At 63.5% G+C, this 25,932-nt stretch carries 19 protein-coding genes and 1 pseudogene; 16 read left to right on the top strand and 4 right to left on the bottom strand.

All coding sequences use genetic code 11. The features are described from left to right. The first annotated feature begins 20 nt into the window (after nt 1–20). From P0Y59_21875 to P0Y59_21915, 9 genes are all read left to right on the top strand, one after another. Nucleotides 21–329, top strand: a complete 309-nt coding sequence (locus P0Y59_21875; GenBank protein WEJ99525.1) for a hypothetical protein — start codon at nt 21–23, stop codon at nt 327–329. Nucleotides 330–562: 233 nt separating this feature from the next. After that, complete coding sequence (locus P0Y59_21880; protein ID WEJ99526.1) at nt 563–1,102, top strand: sigma-70 family RNA polymerase sigma factor; 540 nt, start codon at nt 563–565, stop codon at nt 1,100–1,102. Next, a complete protein-coding gene (locus tag P0Y59_21885) occupies nt 1,099–2,130 on the top strand; it encodes a FecR domain-containing protein (GenBank protein WEJ99527.1) in 1,032 nt (343 codons plus the stop codon). Before P0Y59_21880 ends, P0Y59_21885 begins: the two co-directional genes overlap by 4 nt. Nucleotides 2,131–2,248: 118 nt before the next feature. Further along, entirely contained in the window at nt 2,249–5,488 is a 3,240-nt protein-coding gene (locus tag P0Y59_21890; protein ID WEJ99528.1) for a TonB-dependent receptor, read from the top strand. A 271-nt stretch (nt 5,489–5,759) separates the two neighbouring features. Further along, a complete protein-coding gene (locus P0Y59_21895; protein ID WEJ99529.1) occupies nt 5,760–6,266 on the top strand; it encodes a hypothetical protein in 507 nt (168 codons plus the stop codon). Between the two features lie 698 nt (nt 6,267–6,964). Beyond that, complete coding sequence (locus tag P0Y59_21900) at nt 6,965–7,669, top strand: ABC transporter ATP-binding protein (GenBank protein WEJ99530.1); 705 nt, start codon at nt 6,965–6,967, stop codon at nt 7,667–7,669. Next, the gene (locus P0Y59_21905; GenBank protein ID WEJ99531.1) at nt 7,666–8,868 is read left to right on the top strand and encodes an ABC transporter permease; all 1,203 of its coding nucleotides are present in this window, start codon (nt 7,666–7,668) and stop codon (nt 8,866–8,868) included. The genes P0Y59_21900 and P0Y59_21905 overlap by 4 nt, the downstream gene beginning before the upstream one ends. Before the next feature lie 280 nt (nt 8,869–9,148). Continuing rightward, on the top strand, nt 9,149–10,504 hold the full coding sequence (locus tag P0Y59_21910; protein WEJ99532.1) for a TolC family protein: 1,356 nt from the start codon (nt 9,149–9,151) through the stop codon (nt 10,502–10,504). Next, nucleotides 10,480–11,808: an HlyD family efflux transporter periplasmic adaptor subunit gene (locus P0Y59_21915; protein ID WEJ99533.1), complete on the top strand. Its 1,329-nt coding sequence runs from the start codon at nt 10,480–10,482 to the stop codon at nt 11,806–11,808. Before P0Y59_21910 ends, P0Y59_21915 begins: the two co-directional genes overlap by 25 nt. A gap of 32 nt (nt 11,809–11,840) precedes the next feature. Here the strand turns inward: P0Y59_21915 and P0Y59_21920 are convergent, their stop codons facing one another. From P0Y59_21920 to P0Y59_21930, 3 genes and pseudogenes are all read right to left on the bottom strand, one after another. Next, entirely contained in the window at nt 11,841–12,284 is a 444-nt protein-coding gene (locus tag P0Y59_21920) for an Lrp/AsnC family transcriptional regulator (GenBank protein ID WEJ99534.1), read from the bottom strand. Further along, on the bottom strand, nt 12,281–13,192 hold the full coding sequence (locus P0Y59_21925; GenBank protein ID WEK02654.1) for an isoaspartyl peptidase/L-asparaginase: 912 nt from the start codon (nt 13,190–13,192) through the stop codon (nt 12,281–12,283). The genes P0Y59_21920 and P0Y59_21925 overlap by 4 nt, the downstream gene beginning before the upstream one ends. A gap of 258 nt (nt 13,193–13,450) precedes the next feature. After that, a pseudogene (locus P0Y59_21930) lies at nt 13,451–14,053 on the bottom strand (cyanophycinase). 284 nt (nt 14,054–14,337) lie between these two features. Between P0Y59_21930 and P0Y59_21935 the strand changes: the two are divergent. Further along, on the top strand, nt 14,338–17,172 hold the full coding sequence (locus P0Y59_21935) for a TonB-dependent receptor (GenBank protein ID WEJ99535.1): 2,835 nt from the start codon (nt 14,338–14,340) through the stop codon (nt 17,170–17,172). A gap of 126 nt (nt 17,173–17,298) precedes the next feature. Here the strand turns inward: P0Y59_21935 and P0Y59_21940 are convergent, their stop codons facing one another. Continuing rightward, nucleotides 17,299–17,487: a hypothetical protein gene (locus P0Y59_21940; protein WEJ99536.1), complete on the bottom strand. Its 189-nt coding sequence runs from the start codon at nt 17,485–17,487 to the stop codon at nt 17,299–17,301. Between the two features lie 86 nt (nt 17,488–17,573). On the opposite strand from P0Y59_21940, the gene P0Y59_21945 reads away from it, so the two are divergent. From P0Y59_21945 to P0Y59_21970, 6 genes are read left to right on the top strand one after another with little or no spacing between them, the layout of a single operon-like run. Further along, a complete protein-coding gene (locus P0Y59_21945; protein ID WEJ99537.1) occupies nt 17,574–19,979 on the top strand; it encodes a TonB-dependent receptor in 2,406 nt (801 codons plus the stop codon). 23 nt (nt 19,980–20,002) lie between these two features. After that, on the top strand, nt 20,003–21,241 hold the full coding sequence (locus tag P0Y59_21950) for a right-handed parallel beta-helix repeat-containing protein (GenBank protein ID WEJ99538.1): 1,239 nt from the start codon (nt 20,003–20,005) through the stop codon (nt 21,239–21,241). Between the two features lie 10 nt (nt 21,242–21,251). Beyond that, entirely contained in the window at nt 21,252–22,421 is a 1,170-nt protein-coding gene (locus tag P0Y59_21955; protein ID WEJ99539.1) for a hypothetical protein, read from the top strand. Beyond that, nucleotides 22,418–23,671 carry a D-arabinono-1,4-lactone oxidase gene (locus P0Y59_21960; GenBank protein WEJ99540.1) on the top strand — a complete coding sequence of 418 codons (1,254 nt, stop codon included), beginning with the start codon at nt 22,418–22,420 and terminating at the stop codon, nt 23,669–23,671. The genes P0Y59_21955 and P0Y59_21960 overlap by 4 nt, the downstream gene beginning before the upstream one ends. After that, on the top strand, nt 23,671–24,813 hold the full coding sequence (locus P0Y59_21965; GenBank protein WEJ99541.1) for a DSD1 family PLP-dependent enzyme: 1,143 nt from the start codon (nt 23,671–23,673) through the stop codon (nt 24,811–24,813). Before P0Y59_21960 ends, P0Y59_21965 begins: the two co-directional genes overlap by 1 nt. Next, a complete protein-coding gene (locus P0Y59_21970; protein WEJ99542.1) occupies nt 24,810–25,928 on the top strand; it encodes a hypothetical protein in 1,119 nt (372 codons plus the stop codon). The genes P0Y59_21965 and P0Y59_21970 overlap by 4 nt, the downstream gene beginning before the upstream one ends. Nucleotides 25,929–25,932 lie beyond the last annotated feature (4 nt).

Below are 25,932 nucleotides of genomic sequence, written 5' to 3' on the forward strand. Positions count from 1 at the left end.
GCGATGAGTGTTGACTAGGCATGCTCGCACATGTCCCGATCTCGATAGGCATCCAGCTTGCGTGCTGGGGAATCGGCCGTCTGTTCCGCGCGCCGACCAGGGCGTCGGTCTGGATCGGGTGCTTCGCCGGCGCTGCCGTGTGCATCATGCGCGAAATCACCCAGCGCGAATATCAATGGATCGAGCAGTTCGGTAATGGCCGCCGGGCGAACATGCCCGGCTATGTCGGGCTCGAAGTCTGGGAATGGAACAGTCATTCCATCTCGGAAACGGTCGTTGCCGTGCTGGCATCCGTGGTCTTGGCGATCGTCGTGAGCCGGCGCGCATAGGGGCGTCCGGAACGGCCCGGCATGGCTCCCAAAATACTCCGACGCCAGAGCGCGGAGGCGCAGAGCCCGCGAAAATACTCGTTGAGACGACACACGCGGAAGGATCAATCCAGTCTGCGTCACCCCAGGAGCGCCCTTGCGGATGTAGTCGGCCGAAACCCCTTTTTCCGGCTTCCTCCGAAACGGCAGTTAAATACTGTGCTGTTCTGGACGTGGTGCGTATTACCTGGTCGATGACCCCGGATTCCGAGGAACGCGCGCTGTCGACCGATCAGCAACCTGACATTGCCGGCCATGTCCGCCACTGGCGGCCGGCGCTGATGTCCTTCTTCCTCAAGCGCGTGCACAACCACGCCGAGGCGGAAGACCTGACTCAGGAAACCTTCGCGCGGGTGTTCGGCGGCGGGAGCGCCGAGGCCGGCCTTCATGCCGGCTATATCTTCAAGATTGCGGCCAATCTGCTTCGGGACCGCTCAAGACGGTCGCGTGTCCGCACCGAGCAATATGATACGGTGTGCCTGCTCTACGGGCAGGGTATCGACTGGCTCGATCCGGAGAAGATCGCCGCGGGTCGCAGTCTCGTCGCGCAAATCATGCGGTCGCTCCGCGACCTGCCCGAACGGACACGGACGATCTTCGTCCTCTATCGAATCGAAAGCATCGACAAGCGCGTGATCGCGGAAAGCTTCGGCATTTCGCCGAGCGCTGTCGAAAAACATGTGGCCCGCGCCACGATCCACCTGATGGCGCGCGCCCGGGAAGTTTCAAAATGACGTCTCCGGCACAGCAGGATTGCCTCCAGGTCGACGAGCAGGCGGCATTGTGGTGCCTTCGCCTCAGCGAGGGGCGCCTCGACGCCGACGAACGTGGCCGGTTCGACGCATGGATCGCGTCGGACGAGGCGCATGTCGTTGCGTTCGAGGAGGCGGTGGCGGTCTGGCACGGCATGGATGACGTCGCCGACATGCCCGAAATGATCCGCTATCGCGCGGAAGCGGTGGAGGCGCTGCGCCGGGCCAATGAGCGCCGCTGGGCGCGCAGCCCCCGCTGGATTTCGGCTGGCTGGATGAAGATCGCCGCGGCCTGCGTGGCGGTGGTGCTGACGACCATGGTCTATCTGCTGCATGATCCCATGGCATCCTATTCGACGGGAACGGGCGAGCGCCGGGTCGTCGTGCTGGAAGACGGCACACGCGTCACGCTCGACGCCGCGACTGAGGTGACCGTGCGGATGGACCGCAACAGCCGGCGTCTCGAACTGGTCTCGGGCCGGGCCAAATTCGACGTCGCGCACGATGCGCTGCGCCCCCTCAGCGTGCTGGCGCGCAACCGGCTGACCTTGGCGACGGGCACGTCATTCAGCGTCGAACTGCTGGCCCAGCAGATGCGGGTCGTGCTGTACGAAGGCCGGGTCGAGGTGATGGCCCAGGCGGCGGATGGAACGCGGCACAGCATCCTGCCCGCGCCGGGAAGGCCAGGGCTCGTCCCGGGCAGCGAACTGATCGCATCGACCAGCGGCGTGGCGACGCAAATCGCGCCGACCGATGTCTCGCGGTCGCTGTCCTGGGAAAACGGCCAGCTCACCTTCGACGCCGAACCGCTCTCGCTGGCCGTCGACCGGATGAATCGCGACGCCCGTGAAAAGCTGGTCATCTCCGATCCGAGGATCGCGTCCTATAGCGTCAGCGGCGTCTTCCTCGGCGCCGATGCCGAGGCCTTTGTCGAGGGTGTTTGCGCCCTGCATCCGGTACAGGCGACCCGAGAGCCCGGACGGATCGTCCTGAGCTACAAGGCAAGCTGAAAACAACGCGGGGCAAAAAAACTGCCACGGCCAAGTGAGTGAAAAGCATAGGCGTGCGTATTACTCCCCTGATCGACCGTCAGAATGGACGGCGACAAAAAAGGGGAGGTGTTACGAAATGCGGGATTCCTTGCGCGCCTATCTTTTCTCGGCGACGGCGATCGTCGCTGTGCTTGCGCAGCCATCGGCGGCCCTGGCGCGAAGCCCGGTATATCGGTTCAACATTCCGGCGCAGGGCCTGGGCAATGCGCTGAAGGCGTTCGGCGAAACATCGCGGCAACAGATTATCTTCGATGCGGCCGCGGTGAACGGCAAGAAGAGCCCGGCGCTCGTGGGCAGCTTCACCAAGGACGAGGCGCTGGCGCATCTGCTCGCCAATTCAGGCCTGACGGTGCAGACGGGGCGGTCGGGGGTTCTGATCGTGCGGCCGGCGGCGCAGCCAGCGCAACCGGGGCAGAGCCGAACGGCGACGGGCGATGCCGCGATAGGGGTTTCCGCGGCCGGCCAGGACGATACCAGCGACATCATCGTGACGGCGCAGAAGCGGGAAGAATCGCTGAAGGACGTGCCGATCGCGATTTCCGCCTTCTCCAAACAGTCACTCGACGACCACAAGATCGAAAGCGGATCCGAGTTGTTGCGTGCGGTGCCCAACGTCAATTTCTCCAAGGGCAATTTCAGCATGTACAATTTCTCGATCCGCGGGATCGGGACGAAGGCGATCTCCGCGTCGAGCGATCCGGCGGTCGCGGTAAGCTTCAACAACACGCCGTTGATCCGCAACCGACTGTTCGAATCGGAATTTTTCGATCTGCAGCGTGTCGAGGTGCTGCGCGGGCCGCAGGGCACGCTCTACGGCCGCAATGCGACCGGCGGCGTGGTCAATATCATCCCGGCGCTGCCGACCTACACGCTGGGCGGCGAAGCGAAGGCAGAGGTCGGCAGCTATAATACGAGGCGGCTGAACGGGATGCTCAACGTGCCGCTCAGCGATACGCTCGCCGTCCGCGTCGCAGGCTCGATGACGAAGCGGGACGGCTTCGACTACAACACCTTCACGAAGAAGAACGTCAACGACCGCGATCTCTGGTCGACCCGTGCCACGGTGCAATGGGAACCGAGCGACCGGTTCAAAGCCAACATCATCTGGCAGCATTTCCAGGAAGACGACCATCGCTCACGCACCGGCAAGCAGCTCTGCGCCCGCGATCCCGGGCCGGAGAAGGTCGGCGATACCGTGGTGCCTGAAGCGCTCCGCTCGCGGCTGAGCCAGGGGTGTCTGCCTGTATCGCTCTATGACGACCGGTCGTTCGGCGCACCCAATGGCAGCAGCCTCGGCTATGTCGTTCTTCCAACCTATCTGATTGCCGCGGGGCTCGATCCGCAGACCTTTTCGGTAGTACCCGGTATTCTACCGGGCGACCCTTATGCGAATGTCGTGCAGTCGCGTAATCTGCGCGAGATCGCGACCAGCTACGACCCCGTCTTTCACGCGAAGAACGACGTTTTCCAGCTCAACCTGGAATTCAAGGTCAGTGATTCCCTGAAACTCATCTCGCAAACCGCCTATGCCCGCGATCGTTATTATTCATCGCAGGATTATAATCGTTTCGTTTCCAAGCCGATATTCCCCGACACGCAAGGATTGCTTGATTTCTTCGGCAATCCTCTCTCGGGGCCGGGGGCATCGCCCGGCGGCATCTATGTTGATCCTCAATTGGGCGCATCCAATCGAATATTATCAGTGGATTTGAGTCGTTCCCGTAATGATCAGTGGACGCAGGAGCTTCGTCTGCAATCTTCTTTTGACGGGCCTTTAAATTTCAGTTTTGGTGGAAACTATCTTAATTTCAAGTCTCAGGATGACTATTACGTATTCAACAATCTTTTTACGTATAGCGCGGAAAATTTCTACAATAACAGCAATGATCCGGCGAATGGCGCGCACGTTCCTTGTCCTCCGAATACGACGACCAGGGAATGTATCTACGTGGATCCGAATCCGATCGGCTCGCTGAACGATCTCGGTCACAATTATTTTCTCAGTCGTAATATCGTTAAGACAGAATCCTGGGCATTGTTCGGAGAAACGTACTGGAACGTCGCCAATAATGTGAAGATCACTGCCGGGCTCCGTTACACGAATGACAGGAAAACGGCGACGCCGGTCCCAAGTCAGTTGTTGCTCGGCGGCGGCGGTGACCTCGGCAACAGCGGCGGTTTCGTCAATAGCGGTTATCCGGCGCTTCCCGATATCAACCAGAAATGGGGCAGGTTCACCGGGCGCCTTGTGGTCGACTGGAAGCCTGATTTGTCCTTCACCGACGACACGCTGATCTATGCATCGGCCTCGCATGGCTACAAGGGCGGCGGTGCCAATCCCCCGCGGGCTGATCTCAATCCGCGAGTGGTTCAATATCAGCCGCTTCCGACAACCTTCAAGCCGGAATATGTCAACGCGTTCGAGATCGGTACCAAAAATAGTTTCGCGGGTGGCAAGCTGAGCCTCAACGCCACCGCCTTTTATTATGACTACAAGGACTATCAGGTTTCCCAGATCGTCGACCGCATCTCGCTTAACGAGAACTTCAATGCGGAGAGCTGGGGCCTGGAGCTTGAGGGGGCATGGCGCCCAACGCGCGCTTTTCGGATCGATGCCAATCTGGGCTATCTCAGGACGCGGCTCAAAAAAGGCGCGCGCTCGATCGACGTGATGAACCGCACCCAGGGCAATTCGGACTGGGTCGTGCTTCGTCCCTGGATCCAGGTGCCGTCGAACTGCATCGCGCCGCGCAAGCATGTCGAGGCCATCCTCAATTCGCCTTTTGTCGGCAGTGGCCTCGACCTCTTCATGCTTGCGGCGCTGTGCAACGGTTCAAGCACGTTCGGGAGCTTCAATCCCGACGTCGCGACGAACCTGCATTTCGACCAGTTCCTCGGGTTCACCTATAATCCCCTGACCGACGCCCCCAATGGCGGCCGCGGCTTCTATGCCGATCTGGAGGGCAAGGAACTGCCCAATGCGCCACGGTTGACGGTGAATCTCGGTGCGCAATACACCTTCTTCATCGACAAATGGGACCTCACCTTCCGTGGCGACTATTATCGCCAGTCGGCGAGCTGGGGGCGGGTCTACAATACCGCCTATGATCGGCTGAAGCCCTGGGACAATACCAATCTCGCGGTCACCCTTTCGCGGCCTGAGTCAGATCTGTCCTTTCAATTTTATGTAAAGAACGTGTTCAACAACACGCCTATCTCCGACTTCTTCACTAATAGTGATGATACGGGATTGTCCAGTAACGTATTTACGCTGGATCCGCGGATATTCGGTTTCAGTGTAAGTAAGAAGTTCTAAGGATTTGGAATAGATGTAATAGCAATGGCGGAATTTCAGAATTATAGCGAAAATTCTACAGAATAATTAAGTAAAAATTATTCAAATAGCGTACTGCTGAGCCGGTGGTTCAATACTACTGGGGTATGACAATGTTGGCTAAAGTAATACAACATCCATAGTTGTGGCATTACTTCTAAGTAAACATTGACATCAATGTAAAAATTGATGATTGTCTATGGGCACCACATCGGATGAGTGCGAATCGCAATTCGAAAACAGGAGAGTTGAAATGAAATTCGTTTCTGCAATCTGCGCAACCGCATTGGCCCTCGCTGGCACCGCAGCACCCGCTAGCGCGGCTACCTACTCGCCGACGTCGGGCATCGTTGTATTCCAGGGCTCAGTGGTCGTGAAAAAGGGCTTGACCCTTAACTGCACGCTCAAGCTCACCGTCAACATTACCAGTGCGACCACCGCGACGGCGACTCCAGTATTGTCGACCCCCTCCAATATCCTGTGCCCTACCGTGACGTTCAGCGGTACGCCCTATCCAGTCACGGTCACCTCTTCGGGCACGCCGCCCGTCTATACCGTGACCCTCAGTAACGTTGTGGTGAACACGATCACCCCGGGTGGCTGCAGCGGGTCGATCAGCGCGACGTGGGGTGGCAATAGCGCTTCCCCGAGGTTCATTTCGGTGAATACGTCCCTGCCCGGCGGTGGCTCCTCGGATCCCTGCACGATCGTCGGCACCCTCAATCAGGTTTCGGGTCCGGTCCTCAGCATCAACCCCTGATTGGCGGTGTCACAATAGAATATTCAATCTGACCTGCCTGGGCGCTTTCCGCGCCCAGGCATTTTTTTAACGTCGGCATCTCCTCCACTGGTGATTCGCGATTGTCTTCATGAGGTGATGATGGTTAAATCTATTGGCTTCTGGGTCTGCATGGCCATCTTGGCAACGCAGTCAGCGAGTGCGCAAACTTTCACACCCGTCGGGACATATATGCTCACGGGCAATGTTGTCTTCAATCAAAGCTTTGCACAGAGCTGCACCTTGAGCATAACGTTTAATGTGCCGTCGACGCCCTCAAGCTCGGCAACCGCGACAACCGGAACGCCGCCATTCCGACCGGGAGGGCTTCTTTGCGCGAGTTTGACGGTCACGGGCGCACCTCATGGTGTCACTTTTAATCCAGCGACATCCCAGCTCTCGCTGAGCGGATTCGTGATCAACACGCCCCTGACCGGCTCGTGCGGTGGCACGCTCAGCGGTGTCTGGAACAATGTCACCAAGCAAATGACCATCAATACATCCTTGCCGGGTGTTGGAGCGGCGGCTCCCTGCACTATTGTGGGTACGCTCACGGGGCCTTCGGGATTGTACATATCGTAGATTGGGCAATCATCATAAATTGCGTACGTGCCTATCTGGAAATCCCTTGATTTTCAGATAGGTTTTTTCCTTTGATCCCTCGCTGGATGTCGGGATAGATGTTGCAATTGACCAATGTCGGAAAAGCCTATGGGCCGCCGACACAACCGGTCCCGGTGCTGAAGGACGTGTCGTTCTCGATTACGCGTGGCACTTTTTGCGCACTTGTCGGTCCTTCAGGATCGGGCAAGAGTACCTTGCTCAATATCGTGGGCCTGCTCGACAAGCCCGATACCGGCCGAGTCATCCTCGACGATGTCGTCGTCGACTACTCGTCAGCACAGCAGGCAGCCCGGCTCCGTAATGCGATGCTGGGCTTCGTCTTTCAGTCCTTCCAGCTATTACCCCGCTTGTCCGCCTGGCAGAATGTCGCACTGCCCTTGCTCTATCGCGGCATCCCGCGCGAGCGGCGCAGGGTGGCGGCGCTGGCCATGCTCGACCGGGTCGGGTTAGCCGACCGCAGCCATCATCGCCCTACCGAGCTTTCCGGCGGTCAGCGCCAGCGCGTTGCGCTGGCCCGCGCATTGATCGGGAAGCCGAGCCTGATCCTTGCCGACGAGCCGACCGGAAGCCTCGACAGCGTGACGGCGATCGAGGTGATGGAATTGTTGCGGCATCTGAACCGCAGCCTCAACGTCACGATCCTGATGGTGACTCATGATCGCGACCTGGCCGCTCAATGCGATCGCCAGATCGAGTTTCTCGATGGCCGGATCGTCTCCGACAGGCTGTCGCCGGCAGCGGCCATCCCGATGCCGGCATGACGACGACGGGCGCCATGTCATCGGGTGCACCGCCGGGCGAGCTCTTCGCCGAGGCCTTCGCCAATCTGTACAGCCAGGGCATCCGCTCGATCCTTGCCTTGCTCGGCATCACCGTCGGCACCGCATCGATCATCGCCATGCTGAGCATTGGGAATATGGCGCAACTCGAGGCGCTCAAAAGCTTCAAGAGCATGGGAATCGATATGCTGCAGATCCGCGCCGCCCAGACCGGCGCCGGTGCGGCGGGTTTCGACCGCCACCTGGTCGATACTCTTCCGGCCGACGAGCCGGACATCCTGACCGCCGTGCCCCTGTCGATCAGCCGCGGTCAGGTCACGGCCGCAGGTGTGGCGGCGGACGTGGCGACCATAGCGATCTCACCCGCCTTCGCGACACTCGCCGGACTGCCGCTGCGTAGCGGGCGCACGATCGGCGAGGCCGATGATTGCGGGCTGGTGGCGATGGTCGGCGACGGGGCGGCGACGAAGTTATCGGCGCCGGGGGCCAGGCTTCTGCCAGGCGCGAAGATCGCGATCGGCGATTATGGCTATACGGTAATCGGCATTCTGGCACCGGTGCCGAACGAATCGATGAATCCGACCGACTATAATGATTCGGTGTTCGTGCCCTTCGCCTGCAGCCGCCGCATCATGCCGGGCGGCGATCCCAATACGGCATTGATCCGGCTCAAGCCCGACGTCGATTCGGCTGCCGTGGGCGAGCGGGTGAAGGCGCGTCTTGCCAATGCTTCATCGACACTGACGGTGATCGACGCGCGCGGGCTGGTGAAGGCGATGAAGGCGCAGATGGGTGTCTATACCCGCCTGCTCGCGGCGATCGGCGGCGTCTCGCTGCTCGTCGGCGGGATCGGCGTGATGAATGTGATGCTGATGAGCGTGATGGAGCGCCGACGCGAGATCGGCCTGCGCGCGGCGATCGGCGCGACGCCGCGCGACCTGCAACTCATGTTCCTGGTCGAGGCGGCGGCGCTTGCCCTGGTGGGCGGATTGGCGGGCGTCGCGCTTGGCGTCGGCGCGTCCTGGTTCATGGCCAGGGCGATGGGCTGGGGCTTCGCGGTCGCGCTCTATGTGCTGCCGCTGGGTACCGGGGTGGCCGGCCTGGTCGGCATGGCCTTCGGCATCTACCCCGCCATCACTGCGTCCCGCCTCGATCCGATCGAGGCGCTGCGTGCGGAATAGGCGCCTGATAGGGTTTGAGCTCCGGCAGGGGGACTGGCTGTGCCAGCGTCGGCTGGGCGAGCGGTCGCTTGAGCTCCGCCGGTGTGGCGCATCCGGCGAGCAGCATCGGGACCGCGACGGCCATCATGCCGGTCTTCATCATGTCAATCGCCTCCTCATCCTCGCCATTGCGACCGGCATTGTCCTGTCCCTGGGTAGTTCCATGCCGGCCGGCGCGCAAACCGTCGAACCCCTGTCGTCACCCTATGCCTCACCGGTTCCCCCACCGCCATCGCGCCCGGTGCCGAAGGGAGCCGCTGTCGCGATCAGTCTGACAGAGGCGGTGGCGCTCGGCCTGCGCGACAATCGCACGATCAAGTCAGCCTATTTGTCGCGTATCGCGCAGAAATTCGACCTGTTCGTCGCCGGCACCCGGTTCAGGCCCCGCATCAACGTCGCCGCCGATGTCTTTCGGGCATGGAGCGGCGGCGTGTCGAGCACCCAGTCGAACGTCACGCCGCAAGTGGGAGTGCTCCTCCCGACCGGGGCGAATGCCGGCTTTTCCTGGGCGCGGAACGACCGCTTCCAGGACGGACAGCATTTCGCCAGCGAGGTCAGCACCTTCTCGGTGAGCCAGCCCTTGCTGCGCGGCGCCGGCCCTGACATCAACCTCGCGCCGATCAGGCGGGCTCGCCTGCAGGAGCGGATCAATCAGCTCGGCTTGAAGAACACCGTCTCGAACGCGGTGAGCAGCATCGTGTTCGCCTATCGCGGGCTGGTCCAGGCGCAGGAGCAGGTTCGCCTGGCCGAGCTGGCACTGAAGCGCACCCGGGACCTGCTCGAAACCAACCGTGCGCTGATCGCGGCCGGGCGCATGGCCGCGGCTGATATCGTTCAGACCGAATCCGGGGTGGCGAACCAGGAGGTGGCCGTTCTGCAGGCCGGGCAGACGCGGACGTCGGCGCAGCTCGCTTTGCTTCAACTTCTGGCGCTCGACCTGAGCACGAATATCGTCGCGGGTGACAGTATCGATACAGGCCGTGTCGCGATCGACCTCGACAAGGCGCTCGAGCTCGGCCGGTCAGCGCGGATGGACCTGCTGTCGTCGGAGCTGGCGGTGGAGCAGGGCCGGATATCGCTCCGCGAGGCAAAGAATAACCGGCTCTGGGATTTGTCGGCCACCGGCAGCGTATCGCGTTTCCGGGGCAGCGACGCGCTGCGATCGCCGCTGGACGGCGATACCGACAAACGAGTCGGGCTGACGCTCAATATTCCGATCGGCGGTGACTATGCCCCGCGCCAGGGGGAGATCAACGCGACAGTCGCGCTGCGACAGGCCGAAATCACGTATCAGGACACCAGCCAGGCAGCCGAATCGCAGATCCGCGATGCGGTGCAGAGCGTCGAGGCGAGCTGGCTCCAGCTCGAGGCCGCGCGGCGCGCCAGGAACCTGGCGGCGCGCGCACTGGATATCCAGCGGGAGAAGCTCAACTTCGGCCGGGCCTCCAATTTCGAGGTGCTCTCGTTCGAGGCCGACCTGCGTGCCGCCGATGCGCAGGAATTGTCGGCCAAGATCAATTATCTCAATCAATTGACCTCTCTTGATCAGCAAATCGGAAGTACGCTCGATACATGGAAGATCGATCTCAACGACTGAGGCGGATCGTACCGCAGACGCGCCGCGGCCGGATCGCCGTAGCGCTGGCGATAGCGTGCGGCGTGCTGGCGCTCTGGTGGTGGGCGCGGGGTTCGGGCAGCGCGCCGGGGCCGGCGGCACTCGTCGAAAAGAGCCAGGTGGTGAAACGCACGCCCTTCGCGTCGACGCTCAACGTGACGGGGACGATCGGCCCGGGCAATGGAATCGACATTACCGCGCCGTTCGACGGCACGATCAAATCGATCAATTTCGCTTATGGCGATCTGGTCAATCGGGGCCAGACGCTGGTCGAACTCGATCTTTCCGAGCTCGAGCAAAGCCGCAACGAGGCGGAAAGCGCCTATCTGAAGGCGGCTCAGACCTCGGGCGACATGGCGTCCTGGACGAGCGGCCCTGAAGTTTCCCGCGCCCGGCGTGCGGCCGAGACAGCGATGTTCCAGCTCGACGATACCGAGAACAAGCTGCGGGAAACCAAGACGTTGCTTGATCGCGGCCTTGTCTCGCGATCCGAATATGACGGCATGGTCCAGCAGCAGCGGTCGCAAAAGGCGTCGCTGGAGGCGGCGCGGGAGGATCTGGGAACCACGCTGCGGCGGGGCCAGGGGCCGAACCGGCGGCTGGTTGAGCTCGACCTGACCAATGCGCAGCTCCGTCTCGCCAAGTTGACCGCGCAGTTCGACGGGGCCGTGCTGCACGCGCCGGACGACGGGATCGTGGTCCGGCCGCCGCCCGGGCAAGGCAATGGGGCGGGCAGCGAGGCGCTTCATGTCGGATCCCGCGTCACCAAGGGACAGCTGATCGGAACGATCGCGCGGGCGGGGGGGCTCGGCGTGTCCTTCCGCCTGGACGAAGGCGACATCAACCGGATCAAGGTCGGCATGCCGGTGACGGTGACGGGACCAGGTTTCGGCGAGATCTCCCTTGCCGGGCAGATCGCGAGCGTCGCCGGGGAGGCAAGCAAGGATTCAGCGGGCGGTACCGGCAAGGCAAGCTTCACCGCGACTGCCCGCCTCGACCCGCTGACCCCTGAACAGGCCGCGCGGGTAAAGATCGGGATGACGGCAATGGTGATCGTGATCGCCTACAGCAATCCGAGCGCGATCGTCGTTCCTCCCGAAGCGGTGCAGGGTGCCGCGCCGGCGGCGACCGTCACGGTCCGCGATGGTAAGACTGGCAAGCCAGTCCCGAGGACTGTCCGGCTTGGCCTCGTTTCTCCGACCGGTGCCGAGATCCTCTCGGGCCTGAAACCGGGCGAGGAAGTCTTGTGGTCGGTGGCGCAGCCAGCCGCTCCCGCGACGCCCTGAGCGCCGGCCCCAAAGGCTGAGCCTGCCGGCGCTCAGCGTTGCAACCTGGTCGCGAGGATGATCGACGAGGTCGTCTTCTCGACGCCTTCGAGCATGCCGATCGCATCGATCAGGTCGTTGAGCCGGTTGACATGCGGCGCCTCGACGATCGCGATGAGATCATGCTGGCCGCTGATCGCGAACAGGCTGGTGACCTCGGGTATCGCGGCGAGCTCTTCCTGGGTCTGGTGGGTGACCTTGGGGAAGACCTTGATCATCACATGCGCGCGGATCATCCGCAGGTCGTAATCCGTGCCGAGCCGCACCGTGTAGCCGGTGATCGTCCCGGTGCGCTCAAGCCGTTCGATCCCGGCATAGACGCCCGCGCGCGACACGCCGAGCGCGGTGGCGAGATCGGATACGGGGCGGCGCGAATCCTCGCGCAGCATCGCCAGCAATTGAAGGTCGAAGCTGTCCTGGCCCAGCCGGTCGCTCACGGGATCGGCTCGTCGGCATAGATGGCGGTGCGGGCCGGCGCGGTGCTGGTGGCGAGCCCGCGATACATGCCCTCGGTGTTCATCGCGAACGCCGCATGGCCCTTGCCGTCGATCGCGATCAGCCCGCCATCGCCGCCGATATCGCCGATCGCCTCAATCGTGTCATTGGCGGCGTCCCGCACGGTCTGGCCCTTCCACGCGATACGGTCGCAGACCTGGCGCGCGGCGCTTTCGCGGATGAAATATTCGCCGGTGCCGGTCGCCGATACGGCGCAGGTCCGGTCGGCGGCATAGGTGCCAGCACCGATGATCGGTGAATCGCCGATCCGGCCCCAGCGCTTGCCGGTCAGTCCGCCGGTCGAGGTCGCCGCCGCGACATGCCCGCGCATGTCGAGCGCGACCGCGCCGACGGTGCCGAAGCGATGGGTGGGGTCGAGCGCGGCATGCTCGTCGCGTTTCCAGGCGAGATATTCCTGCCAGCGCTTCTCGGTGCGGAACCAGCCTGGATCGACCTGTTCGACGCCCTGTTCGCGCGCGAACTGGTCGGCGCCCGGCCCGGTCAGCAGCACATGGCGCGAGCGCTCCATCACCGCGCGGGCAAGCGTGACTGGATTCTTCGTCGCGCTGACGCCAGCCACGGCACCGGCCTTGAGCGTCGCGCCGTCCATGATGGCGGCATCAAGCTGGTTCTTGCCTTCGGCATCGAACACGGCGCCGCGACCGGCATTGAACAGCGGATTGTCCTCGAGCGGTCGAAGCGCTGCTTCGACCGCCTCGACGCTCGATCCGCCCCGACGCAGCACCGCCGATCCGGCGGCGAGCGCTTCGGACAGTCCCTGGCGATACGCCTTGTCCTGCTCGGGTGTCAGATCGCCGCGCGAGACAACGCCCGCGCCGCCGTGGATCACGAGCGACCAGGCAGCGTTCGGGGGGAAGGGCGCGCCGGTGAGTCGTCCGGCCTTGACGCTCGCGATGCCGCCGAACGCCGGCCTGGTCACCTTGAGCGTCCTGAGATCGAGTGCGCCATCGGTGCCGATACCGGTCACCTTCACCGCTGCCCAGTCGAGCGGCCTGCCCGCCGTCGCGCCGGGCGCGCCCTGCGGCTCGACCAGCCACGCATGGCCGCCGTCGAGGGTGTGGAGCGTCGCGGTGCCATCGGCGTCGACGCACAGGGCAGCCTTCTCGTCGACGCCGATCCCGATCGCTTTCGCATCGCCGCTCGCGCGAGTCTGCGCCACGAACGCGATCAGCCGGCCGAGCCGGTCGCGTGCGTTGAAATGCGTGTCGGTCACGATGTGGGCGAGGAACGGCATATGAAGGAAGCCGTGGACCATCGTCACCGCCGGCCCCATCGGGTCGGCGAGCGCGGTGATCGAATCGACGCTGCCGCCGTCCATCGCGCCATAGGCAGTGCCGCCCAGGATCGCTAGGCCGGCGCTGGTGCCCCCGATCGGTCGTCCCCGCGCGACATGCGCGTCAATCGCCTTCGCGACCGGGCTGTCCTTCCAGTAGCGCACATAATTGGCCTGGTCGCCGCCGGCGATGAAGATGCCGTCCGCATGAGCAAGGATCGCCAGCACCTTCGGATCGGTCGATGCCTTGCGATCGTCGAACACCAGGGTCTCGACCGAGGCAGCGCCGCCGATATCCTTGTAGATTTCCTCGCCCGCCTCGGCACCGCCGGAGGCGCGCAGCACGACGATATGGCCGTTCCCGGCCCTGGCAAGGAACCAGCGCCATGCATCATGCGGCCAGCCGCCACCGCCCATCAGCATGAGGCCGGTGGCTGTCCGGCCCGGGGTCTTCGCCGCGACGTCGCCGATGCTGTAATAGGTGTAGCCGGCGGGTGTCCCAGCCTGCGCCGCGGGCGCCATCAGCGCGAGCAGCAGTGCGGCAATCGAGCAGCGCAGAGTGTGCATTGTCCCTCCTCAAGGGCGAATCCAACCGGATCGCCTAACAAAATGCGCGACGAATGCCGTCTATCCGCATTTTTCATATTCCATTTTGTTGCCACGCAGTGTCAATATGTCGCGGGGCAGCAATCAGGGGGAAAATGATGCGCATCACCGGGATCATCGCGCTCGCGCTTGCGGGCAGCAGCTTCGGCGCGCTGGCGAGCGCGGCGCAGGCGCAGGTCGCCGATCCGCAACTGCCGCAGGACGAGGCGAAAACCGAGTCGGGCGATATCATCGTGCTCGGCTCGCGCATCCCGCGAATCCAGGGCGAGGGACCGGCCCCGGTGACGACGATCACCGCCGACGACATCCTGCGCAACGGCTATCAGAGCGTGCCGGACGTACTTCGCGCCATCACCCAGAATGGCGGCGAGACTCAGAGCCAGCAGAGCTTTTCCGGCGCAGACTTCACCCCCGGGGCGCAGCAGGTGGATCTGCGCGGGCTTGGCCCCAACCATACGCTGGTGCTGGTCAACGGGCGGCGCATCGCCGATTTCCCGCTGCCCCTCGGTGGCAACAGCAACTTCACCGACATCTCCAACATTCCGGTCGGCCTGATCGACCGGATCGAAGTGCTGAGCGGCAGCGCCTCGGCCATCTACGGCTCGGATGCGATTTCGGGCGTGGTCAATTTCCAGCTCAAGTCGAAGCCCGACGGTACCCGGTTCGATTTCCGCTATGGCGGGACCGAGCAGGGCGGCGGATCCTCGTTCCGGCTCACCGGCACGACCGGGTGGGACACCGGCGCGTTCCACGGCGTGGTTGGCATCGAGGGGCTCGTCCAGCGTCCGCTCTGGCAATATCAGCGCAAGCTGCAGGATTCGACCGCTGACAACCCCGCGACCGCTGTCCCGCTCGCTCGACGTACCTTCCTGCGGACCGACGAATATTCCGGATATATCGATCCGGGCAAGGCGACCTGCGACGCACTGTCGGGCCTGAATCGCGGCACGACCTATTATGCCGCGCGGCCACGCTACGACACGATCAGCGGCCCTGGCCATTTCTGCGGCAGCAACGCATCGGTCGCCTATGGGACGATGATCTCGGAACGCAAGTCGGTCAGCGGCTTCGGTTCTATAGGCTATGACATCAGCGATCGTGCCGAACTGTTCGTCGATTTTCAGGCAAGCTATTCGAAGCTCAAATTGTTCCGTGACGTGCTCGACTGGTTCTATGTCGCCCCGGACGGCAATGAGGAGGGGACCTTCTTCAATCCCCGTTATCTTACCCCGAACCAGACCGACAGCGGGGCGCAACTCGATAACTGGACACGCCAGTTCACGCCCGAGGAGATGGGCGGGTTCGAAGCGGGCATGACGCGCAACAACTCGACCACCTTCAACATCACGCCGGGTATCAAGGGAAAGTTCGGCGCCGATGACAAATGGTCCTACGAATTCACCCTGAACCACGCCGAATACCGTTCGACGATCGCCTTTCCGCAGGTCGTCATCGACAAGGCCAACGCCTTCTTTCTCGGTCCTCAGCTCGGCACCGATCCCGACACGGGCTATGCGCGGTTCGACGCCAATCCGACGCGGCTCTACACGCCGCTGACTCCGGCCGAATATCGCTCGATCACGGCGGATTCGATCTACCGGCCCAAATCCTGGGTCAACAATGTCTCGGCGACGATCAACACGACCGAGCTGTTCCGCCTGCCGGCCGGCCCGGTCGGTTTTGCCGCGGTCGCGGAGATCGGCAACCAGGGCTATAATCTCCGGCCTGATCCGCGCGCTCTTTCACAATATTATGTCGGCCTGATCGATTCCGACGGCAAGGGCACGCGCCGGCATTGGGGCCTGGGCGGCGAACTTCGCGTGCCGGTCTTGTCGATCCTCGAGATCGACGGAGCGGCACGCTATGACCATTATGGTTTCGGCGGCGGTAGCATCGGCAAGTTCACCTATAATCTCGGCGCCGAGTTGCGCCCGATGAAGAGCCTGTTGCTGCGCGGCGCCTATGGCACCGGCTTCCGCGCGCCCGACCTGCATTATGTGTTCCGCGGCCCCGGCAACGTGCACTCGAGCGGTACCGACTATTATCTCTGCCGACAGCCCGGTGCGCCGGAGGATATCGGCGATTGCGATTATGTCGATTCGAGCTTCATCACGCGCAAGAACGGCAATCGCCGGCTTCAGCCCGAGACCTCGACCTCGATCAACGCCGGCGCGGTGTTTCAGCCCTGGCGTGGCTTCGACATCTCGGCCGATTATTTCCGGGTGAAGATGAAGAACCAGGTGCTCGACATGAACATCGACAGCCTGTTGCGCGACGAAGCCGATTGCCGCCTGGGCAAGACGAATTCGGGCTCCCCGGTCAATGGCGGCTCGCCGACCTGCGTCGATGCGCTGTCGCGCGTTCAGCGCTATGTCGGTGGCGCCCTGGACGGACAGATCCAGAGCGTCCTGATCAACCCGATCAACGTCGCCGAGGAAACGACGGACGGTATCGATATCGCCGCGCATCTCCGGGTGCCGCTCCAGGACCAGAAGCTGGGCACGGTCTCGGTGTCGGTTGGCTATACCTATGTGTTCAGCCACACGGTCAAGCAGTATCCGGGCGATCCGACGATCGACAAGCTGGCGTTCGACAGCGGGTACGACATTCCGCGCGACAAGGGCACGGCAAGCATCAGCTGGACTCTCGACGGCTTCACCGCGACGGTGACCGGTCAGCGGCTCGGCAAGCTGCCCAATTATGACCAGGACGGCTATATCAAGCCGAGCTACTTGTTCAACCTGTCGGCGCAGTACAACATCAACGATCACCTGCGCGTTTCCGGCACGGTCAACAATCTGTTCGACCAGAACCCGATCAAGGACCGGACCTATTCGTCCTATCCCTATTACGACGTCTCGTGGTTCGACGGGGTCGGGCGCAGCTATTATGTGCAGATGACGTGGAAGATGGGCGGGGCGAAGCTCTGATCGGGCGGGTGGCGCCGCGCCGGTCGGATGGCAGCGCGGTGCTATCTCATCTTCCCCCCAGTCGCGCTTAGGGCGAGGAGGCCCGAGCGGACTCTAACCTTCGCTGGATGAGGGTTCAGGGTCACCTCAGTGTCTGTTTGAGAATGCGCCCATGGGGCGCACCGCACTCAAAATGCGCTCTTCGCGCATTTTCAAACGGACTCTCAGCCCCCCGGTCAGCTTCGACAGTTTTCGGGCTTCGTTCTCATTTTGCGGCGAAGCAACTGGACCGTTCGACGGCCCAAATTGCTGCGCAACAATTTCGATAGCTTTCACTACCCAATCGCGATAGCCTCGAGTCGTTATCGCAGCTGGGGAGTTGAGTGATGACGAGAGGGTGCAGAACAATCTTGCTGGCCGGCGTGGCCGCGATATGGGCGAATCCGGCCGGTGCGCAGGTGGCGAACGGCCCGAAGACAGCGACCGCCACGGCCCAGGCGGACGCCGAAGGCGATACGGGCAGGTTGCAGGACATCGTCGTCACCGCGCAACGCCGCGAACAGTCGCTCCAGTCGGTGCCGATCAGCGTGAGCGCCTTCAATGCCGACGCGATCTCCTCGCTGAGCGCTGAGACGATCGGTGATCTCGACAAGTTCGTGCCGGGCCTGACGATCAACGACACGTCGGTCACGCAGCCGTCCTTCACCATTCGCGGCGTGCAGACCGACGATTTCGGGATCGGGACCGAGCCATCGGTCGGCATCTTCGTCGACGGCATCTATTCCGGGCGGTCGGGATCGTCGCTGATCTTCTTCAACGACATCCAGCGGGTCGAGGTGCTGAAGGGGCCGCAGGGCACCTTGTTCGGCCGCAACACCTCGGCCGGCGCGATTTCGATCATCAGCAACAAGCCAAGCGACAAGCGGGAGCTCATCGGCACGATCCAGGTCGGCAACTACCGCAAGGTCCGCGCCGACGTGACAGTGAACATCCCGCTGACCGACACGCTCTATCTGCGCCTGAACGGCGTCTCCAACTATCGCCAGGGCTATCTGACCGACGCGATCACCGGGGAAAAGCGCGAAGGCGAGAACAACAAGTCGGGTCGGGCCGCGCTGCGCTGGGCACCGACCAGCGACACCGATTTCGTGCTTGCCTATGACCATGACGATACGAACAAGGACGGGCCGTTCGCGATCGGGATCAGCAAATATGCGCTGAGCACCGATCCCGCCGGCCCTCATGCGAACGACGTGATCGGCGACAAGGAGACGCGCATCCTGCATGCCGTGTCGTTCACCGCCACGCATCACACCGGCCCGCTGACCTTCACCAGCATCAGCTCGTTCAAGCATTTCGAAACGCACAATCGCGAGGACGAGGACGGCACCGCCGACCCGACGCGCTATTTCGATACCGAGAATATCGAGAAGAACAGCAGTCTCTACCAGGAATTCCGCGTCGGCTTCGACAATGACCGGCTGAGCGCGATCGCCGGGGTCAGCTATTTCCACGAACGCGGGCGCCAGACCAGCGCGGTGACGTTGCTGACGGATTCGGTGGATCGCATTCTGGGCGCGGCGGTCGGCTTTCCGATCTTCAGTGCGCTCGACGCCGCCGGCTTGCCGGTATTCGGCCAGCAATATCACGAGGACATGAACAACCGGGCGGCGAACGATTCCTACGCGGCGTTCGGCGACGCGACCTACAAGGTGACCGAGCGGCTGAGCCTGACCGCCGGCATCCGCTATACCCACGACCTGAAGAAATTCACCTGGAGCAATGGCGGATTCACGGCCCCCGGGCTCGAGACGATCATGGCGCCTGGGTCGCTCTACAACGCGATCATCGGTGCTCCTGCCTTTCCAGACGTGCCGATCAGCGTCGCCGATTTCTATCGCACCGTCATCGGCCCCAATGGCCTGGTGTTCGACGAGGGGCCGCTGGAGGGAATTCCCTTCACCCGCCGGGCGACCTTCAGCGATGTCAGCCCGCGCTTCGTGATCCAGTACGACCTGAACGACGACCAGCATCTCTATGCCTCGGCATCACGTGGCTACAAGGCGGGCGGGTTCAATTCGACCGAAATCAACTCGTTCTTCGCGCCCGAAAAGGTGTGGAATTTCGAGGGCGGCTTCAAGACGGAACTGTTCGACCGTCGGGTGCGATTCAACCTTTCTGGCTATTATTTCAAGTACAAGAACCGCCAGTCGATCAGCCTGGAGCCAAGCACCAATCCGGATTGCGCGATGACGCCGCCGCCCGCGGGCACTGTCTGCCTGCCGCAATACCAGACCCGATCGGGCGATTCCCAAGCTTATGGCGTCGATCTCGAGACGAAATTCGTCATCTCGCGCGATTTCACGATCGGCGTCACCGCCGGTGCGATCAACTCGACATGGGTCAAGCGGATCGAACAGGGCGTAGACATATCCGGCCAGCCGACCGGTGAGCCGACCTTCCGTGGGGTGCTGAGCGGTCACTACGATCATGATATCGGGTACGGATCGATCTTCGCCGATGGCAGCTACAGCTACACCTCGCGCCAGCGGCTGAACGACGCGCAGCGCGCGATCGACGCATCGATCGCGCCCTTTGTCGACTGGTCGAAGCTCGGTGCGCTTCGCTCGCCCCGCAACATCATCAATGCCAGGATCGGCTGGCGCTCGCCGGACAACCATCTGACGGTTGCGCTCTATGCCGAGAACCTGCTCAACAAACGCTACTACCAGACGTTGAACACGATCACGAACGACATCTTCAACACCCCCTATGTCCGTGCCGAACGGCCCGGTTTCTACGGGGCCGAAATCGGCTTCCGTTTCTAGGGCATAATCAAGGAGAGAGTGGCATGAGGAACAGGATAGCGCTTCTGGGCTGTGTCGCCGTGCTGGCGCTCGCCGGCGGTTGCAGCGGTGGCCCGAAGACCGATGCGCAGGGTTTCGTCATCGACCCCGATTTCGAGAAGAACCTGCAGCAGAAGCTGCTCGATGCGAAGCCGGGCGACGTGGTCGACATCCCGGCGGGCAAATATGCGCTGAGCCGCAGCCTGAGCCTGACCGCCAACGGCGTGACGGTGAAGGGCGCCGGCATGGACAAGACGATCCTGTCCTTCGCGAAGCAGACGTCCGGCGCCGAGGGCATGCTGGTGACCGGCGACGATTTCACCATCCGGGATCTGGCGTTCGAGGATACGAAGGGCGACGCGCTGAAGGTGAACGGGGTGAAGAACACCGTGATCCGCCGGGTCCGTGCCGAATGGACCGGCGGGGGCAAGACCTCGAACGGGGCCTATGGCCTGTATCCCGTGCAGGTGACCAACGTGCTGATCGAGGGATCGGTGGTGAAGGGCGCGTCCGATGCCGGCATCTATGTCGGCCAGTCGAGCAACATCATCGTGCGCAACAACCATGCGGAGGACAATGTCGCCGGCATCGAGATCGAGAATTCGAGCCACGCCGATGTCTATGGCAACACCGCGACGGGCAATACGGGCGGCATCCTGGTGTTCAACATGCCCAACCTGCCGGTGCCGGGCAGCAAGACGCGCGTGTACAAGAACCAGGTGGCCGCCAACAACCATGCCAATTTCGGGGCGAAGGGCAGCGCGGTCAGTTCGGTGCCGGCGGGATCGGGCGTGATCGTCAATTCGAACGACGAGGTCGAGATCTTCGACAATGACGTGAAGGACAACAAGACCGCCAACGTCATCATCTCCAGCTATTATTCGACCGGCTTCGACACCAAGAAGGGGATCGCCGCCGCCTATGATCCCTATCCCGAGAATATCTATGTCACCGGGAACCGCTTCTCCGGTGGCGGTGACGACCCAGGCGGCCGCTTCGCCCCGATGAAGGCGCTGGCCGGCGGGCGGCTGCCCGACGTGCTGTGGGACGGGTTCGTCAATCCCAAGCTGAAGACTCCGGGCATCTGCGTTCAGAACGGCTCGGCGAAGCTGCTGAACGTCGACGGGCCCGGCAAGTTCACCAGGGCCAGGATCGATGCGAGCGTCGACTGCGCGCCCGCCACGCGCCTGCCGGAGATCGTGCTGCCGGAGAAGATGACGAAGGACAGCGGCAAGGCGTCATGAGCATAAAGTCATGAGGTGGCATCTCGCGGTCGCGCTGGCCGCGGCCTTGCTGACGGCGTCGTGCGCCCGCGCGCCGGCGACCGTCACCTTCCACGCAGAGGACAATCCGGCGACGCTGTCGGGCTGGGGGCTGTTCACTATGTCCGGGGGACGGATCACGCCGCACCCCGGCATGATGACCTATGAACTCCAGACGCCGCTGTTCAGCGACTATGCCCAGAAATGGCGAACGGTGTGGATGCCGAAGGGCGTGCATGCGACCTATCGCGCTGACGGGGCGTTCGACTTTCCGGTCGGTACGATCGTCACCAAGACCTTCTACTACACGACGCCGGCCGGTGCCGGGAAGCCGCAGACCAGCGGCGAGGTGCTGAAGATGACGCCGGCCAGCTACCAGTCGGGTGTCGACGGCCTGGACCTCGCTCATGTGCGCCTGATCGAGACTCGCCTGCTGGTGCGGCGCGCTGGCGGCTGGGTGGCATTGCCCTATGTATGGAATGCGGACGGCACCGATGCGACGCTTGAACGGACCGGTGCCGATGTTCCGCTGACCTTTGTCGACGGCGCGAGCCGGACCCGGTTCGACTATAGCGTGCCCAACCAGAACCAGTGCGCCGGCTGCCACGCCCAGGACTATCGCACTCGTGCGATCGAGCCGATCGGACTGAAGGCGCGTCACCTTAATCGCGCATTCCCGGGCGAAGGTGGCGAGATCAACCAGCTTCGGCGGCTGGTGGCGATGGGATATCTGACGGGTGTTCCTGACAAGGACGTGCCGCGCAACGCCGACTGGCAGGACAAGGGCGCGGGCCCGGTGGCGCAGGCGCGGGCCTATCTCGATATCAATTGCAGCCATTGCCATAATGCGGTCGGCGCGGCGCGCACCTCCGGCCTGTGGCTCGACGCGAAGACGCAGGACCCGCGCCTGCTCGGCATGTGCAAGCCGCCGGTCGCTGCCGGTCGCGGGACGGGCGACCGGCCGTTCGACGTCGTGCCCGGCCATCCCGAGACCTCGATCCTGCCCTATCGCCTCGCCAGCATCGATCCCGGCGTGATGATGCCTGAGCTGGGCCGCGACCTGGAGCACAAGGAGGGCGTGGACCTGATCGTTCGCTATATCACCGGGCTGAAAGGCGCCTGCACCGAGGATGACGGGCCGGCCGAAGCGGTGGCGCGATGAGCTGGACCAACTGGTCGGGCAGCGTGTCGGCATCGGTGCCGGTGCTGCGCCCGAAGGCAGAGGACGAACTGGCGGCGGCGGTACGGGCGGCGGCGAAGGTACGCGCGACCGGGGCCGGCCATTCCTTCATGCCGCTCTGCCAGTCGGACGAACTGATCGTCTGCCTGGAGGACATGGCCGCGACCCTCACCGTCGCGCCCGACCGGAGGACGGCGCGGGCGCCGGCCGGCTGGAGCCTGAAACGGCTGACGGCTGCCTTGTGGGAGGAGGGCCTTGCGCTGGCCAACCAGGGTGACGTCAACCCGCAGTCGCTTGCCGGGGCGATGGCGACGGGCACTCATGGCACCGGTCGCGATCTCGGTAATCTCGCCACCTTTGCGCGTGGTTTCCGGCTGATCGGGCCCGACGGCGCGGCGACATGGTGCGACGCCACCACCAATCCCGATCTGTTCCAGGCACAGCGGCTATCGCTCGGCCTGTTCGGGATTGCCACCGAGATCGAGGTCGAGGTGATTTCGGCCTTTCATCTGACCGAGAGGATCGAGAAGAAAAGCTGGGCTGAGGTGCGCGAAAGCTATGACTCGCTTGTCGAACGGCATCGCCACGTCGAATTCTGGTTCTTCCCCCATGCCGACGACGTGATCCTCAAGACGCTCGAGATGACCGATCCGTGCGATCCACCGCCCTCCACCACCGACATGGAGGAAACCGCGTTTCGACGGCTGCTCAAGATCGGTGCGTTCGCGCCGCCGCTGGTGCCGCTCCTCCAGCGGCTGATGATGAAGACCGGTTTTGACGGCCGTCGCCGTGGACCCGCCCACACCATCTTCCCGTCGGACCGGACGATCCGGTTCGAGGAAATGGAATATGAGATGCCACGCGCGACGGGGATGGAGGCGCTCGACGAAGTGGTCGCCTGGATCCGCCGGCGACGGCTGCCGGTGTCCTTTCCGTTCGAATATCGCGTGGTCGCCGGGGACGATATCTGGATGAGCCCGATGAACCGGGGCCCCGTCGCGGCGATTTCGATGCATCAATATGCGGCGATGCCGTGGCGCGACCTCTTCGCCGAGGCGGAGGAGGTTTTCCGCGCGCATGGCGGCAGGCCGCACTGGGCCAAGCGGCACACGCTTTCGCGGGACGATGTCGACAGCCTTTACCCGCTGGCGGAACGGTATCGCACGGTGCGCCGTGCTGCCGACCCGCAGGGCAAGTTCCTCAACGCGCATTTGGAGGCGCTGTTTTCCTGATGGACGATCGAACGCTTCACGAACATCTGATCGGGCAGCAGGGCTCCCGCGCAGCGCTCAATACGCCGGTGCTGGTGCTCGATATCGAGGCGCTCGACCGCAATATCGCCTATATGGCCGCGCGCGCCGCGGAGCGCGGCGTGGCGCTCCGGCCCCATGCCAAGACTCACAAGAGCGTCGATATCGCCAGGCGCCAGATCGAGGCGGGCGCGGTCGGCCTGTGCTGCGCGAAGATCGGCGAGGCCGAGGTGCTGGCCGACGGCGGCATCGTCGGCCTGCTGATCACCTCGCCGGTCACCGCGCCGGCGGCGGTCGCGCGGCTGGCCACGCTGGCGAAGCGGTCCCCCGGCCTGATCGCCGCGATCGATAACCCACGGATGGTTGCACGGCTCCAGGCGGCGCTCGCGGCAGAGGGCGCGATGCTCGATGTCGTGATCGACATCGATCCCGGCATCCGTCGTACCGGCGTCGCCTCGCCGGAAGATGCGGTGGCGCTGGCGGAGGCGATCGCGGGTGTGGCCAGCATCACCCTCCGGGGCGTCCAATATTATTGCGGGCTGCAGCAGCATATCGAGAATTACGCCGCCCGCCGCGCCGCCATTATCGAGCGCACCGACTATCTGCGCTCGGTCATCGCCGCGCTGACCGACAAGGGATACCAGCCGGAGATCGTCACCGGCTCGGGCACTGGAACGCATCATATCGATCTCGATCTTGGGGTCTTCACCGAGTTGCAGGCCGGTTCCTATGTGTTCATGGACAAGCAGTATCTCGATTGCGACCTGGCCGACGGGCCGGCATCGCCGTTCGAGACGTCTCTCGCGGTCGATGCACGGGTGGCGAGCGCCAACCATTCGGCGCTGGTCACGATCGACGCCGGGTTCAAGTCGCTGTCCACCGATGGTGGCGTGGCGCAGGTTCAGCGCGGCGCGGCGCCCGACACGATGTTCATGTTCATGGGCGACGAACACGCTGCCCTGATCGCGCCGGATATCGGCCTGCGCCTCGGGCCGGGCGATCCGGTCAGCCTGACGGTCCCGCATTGCGACCCGACAGTGAACCTCTATGATTTCTACCATGTCGTGAAGGGCGACACGCTTGTCGCGATGTGGCCGGTCAGCGCCCGAGGCCGCGCCCGGTGACCTTCCGGGCCGATCACGTCGCTGCGATCCTGATCGTCGGCGTGATCGGCGTGCTCATACCGGGTCTCCAGCCGCAACTGCTTGGCGCGCTGGCGCTTGAAGGGCGGCTGACGTCCAACGCGCTCGGCATGCTGGCGACGGTGGAGCTGCTGGCGATGGGAATCGCCGCGGGCGGGGCTGGCTTCGCTCTGCCGATAACGCGCCTGCGCCCGATCGCCGTGATCGCGCTGGTTGCGACCGGCGGCTTCGACCTGCTGACGCCGATGCTCGGCACCGGCGCGATCTTCGCGGCGCGGATCGGCGCGGGGATCGGCGAGGGGGTGCTGATCTGGATCGCGATCGGCTTCATCATCCGCACCCGCGCACCCGAGCGATGGTCGGGCTTCTACCTTGCCATGCAGACGCTTGCCCAGTTCGGGCTGGCCAGCGTGTTCGGGCTCTATGTCATCGACGCCGGCGCGGGGCCGGGGTTCATGTGGCTTGGCATCGTCACGCTGGCCGGATTGCTCGCCGTGCCGTTCATCCCCCGGCATTTCGCGCCGGTCGAAGCGCATGACGAGCCTTCCGGCCCGTTGCCGACAAGGGGGATCGTCGCGCTGGCGGGGGTGGTGCTCTACCTCGCCTTCATCGTGTCGGTGTGGGTCTATGTCGAGCCGCTCGCGCTCGATCGCGGTATCCCGTCGGCCCTGATCCACGTGATCGCGCCGCTGTCGCTGGCGATGCAGGTGCTCGGCGCCGGGGCGGCGACGTTGCTCGCGGGCCGCTTGCCGGCGCGTGGGACGATCATCCTGATCGGCCTCGTCAATCTGGCGCTCCTGGCGATCATGGCAGCGCCGCCGTCGCCTGTCGCCTTCGTCGCGGCGACGGCGGTTTTCGGCTTTCTCTGGCTGTTCGCCCTGCCGTTTCAGATTCCCGTCGTGATCGCTGCCGACCCGAGCCGGCGGACGGCATTGCTGATCGGCGGGGCGCAACTGACCGGATCGAGCCTTGGCCCGCTGTTTGCGAGCATGCTGGTCGGCGGGAACGACGTGACGCCGGTGCTGTGGTTCGGTACAGGCTGCGCCGTCATAGGGGTTGCGGTGCTGCTCGGCGCCGGCACACCGCGTCGATCGTGAGGAG

This window comes from Candidatus Sphingomonas phytovorans (assembly GCA_029202385.1).
In the GTDB taxonomy this organism is placed as follows: Bacteria; Pseudomonadota; Alphaproteobacteria; order Sphingomonadales; family Sphingomonadaceae; genus Sphingomonas; species Sphingomonas phytovorans.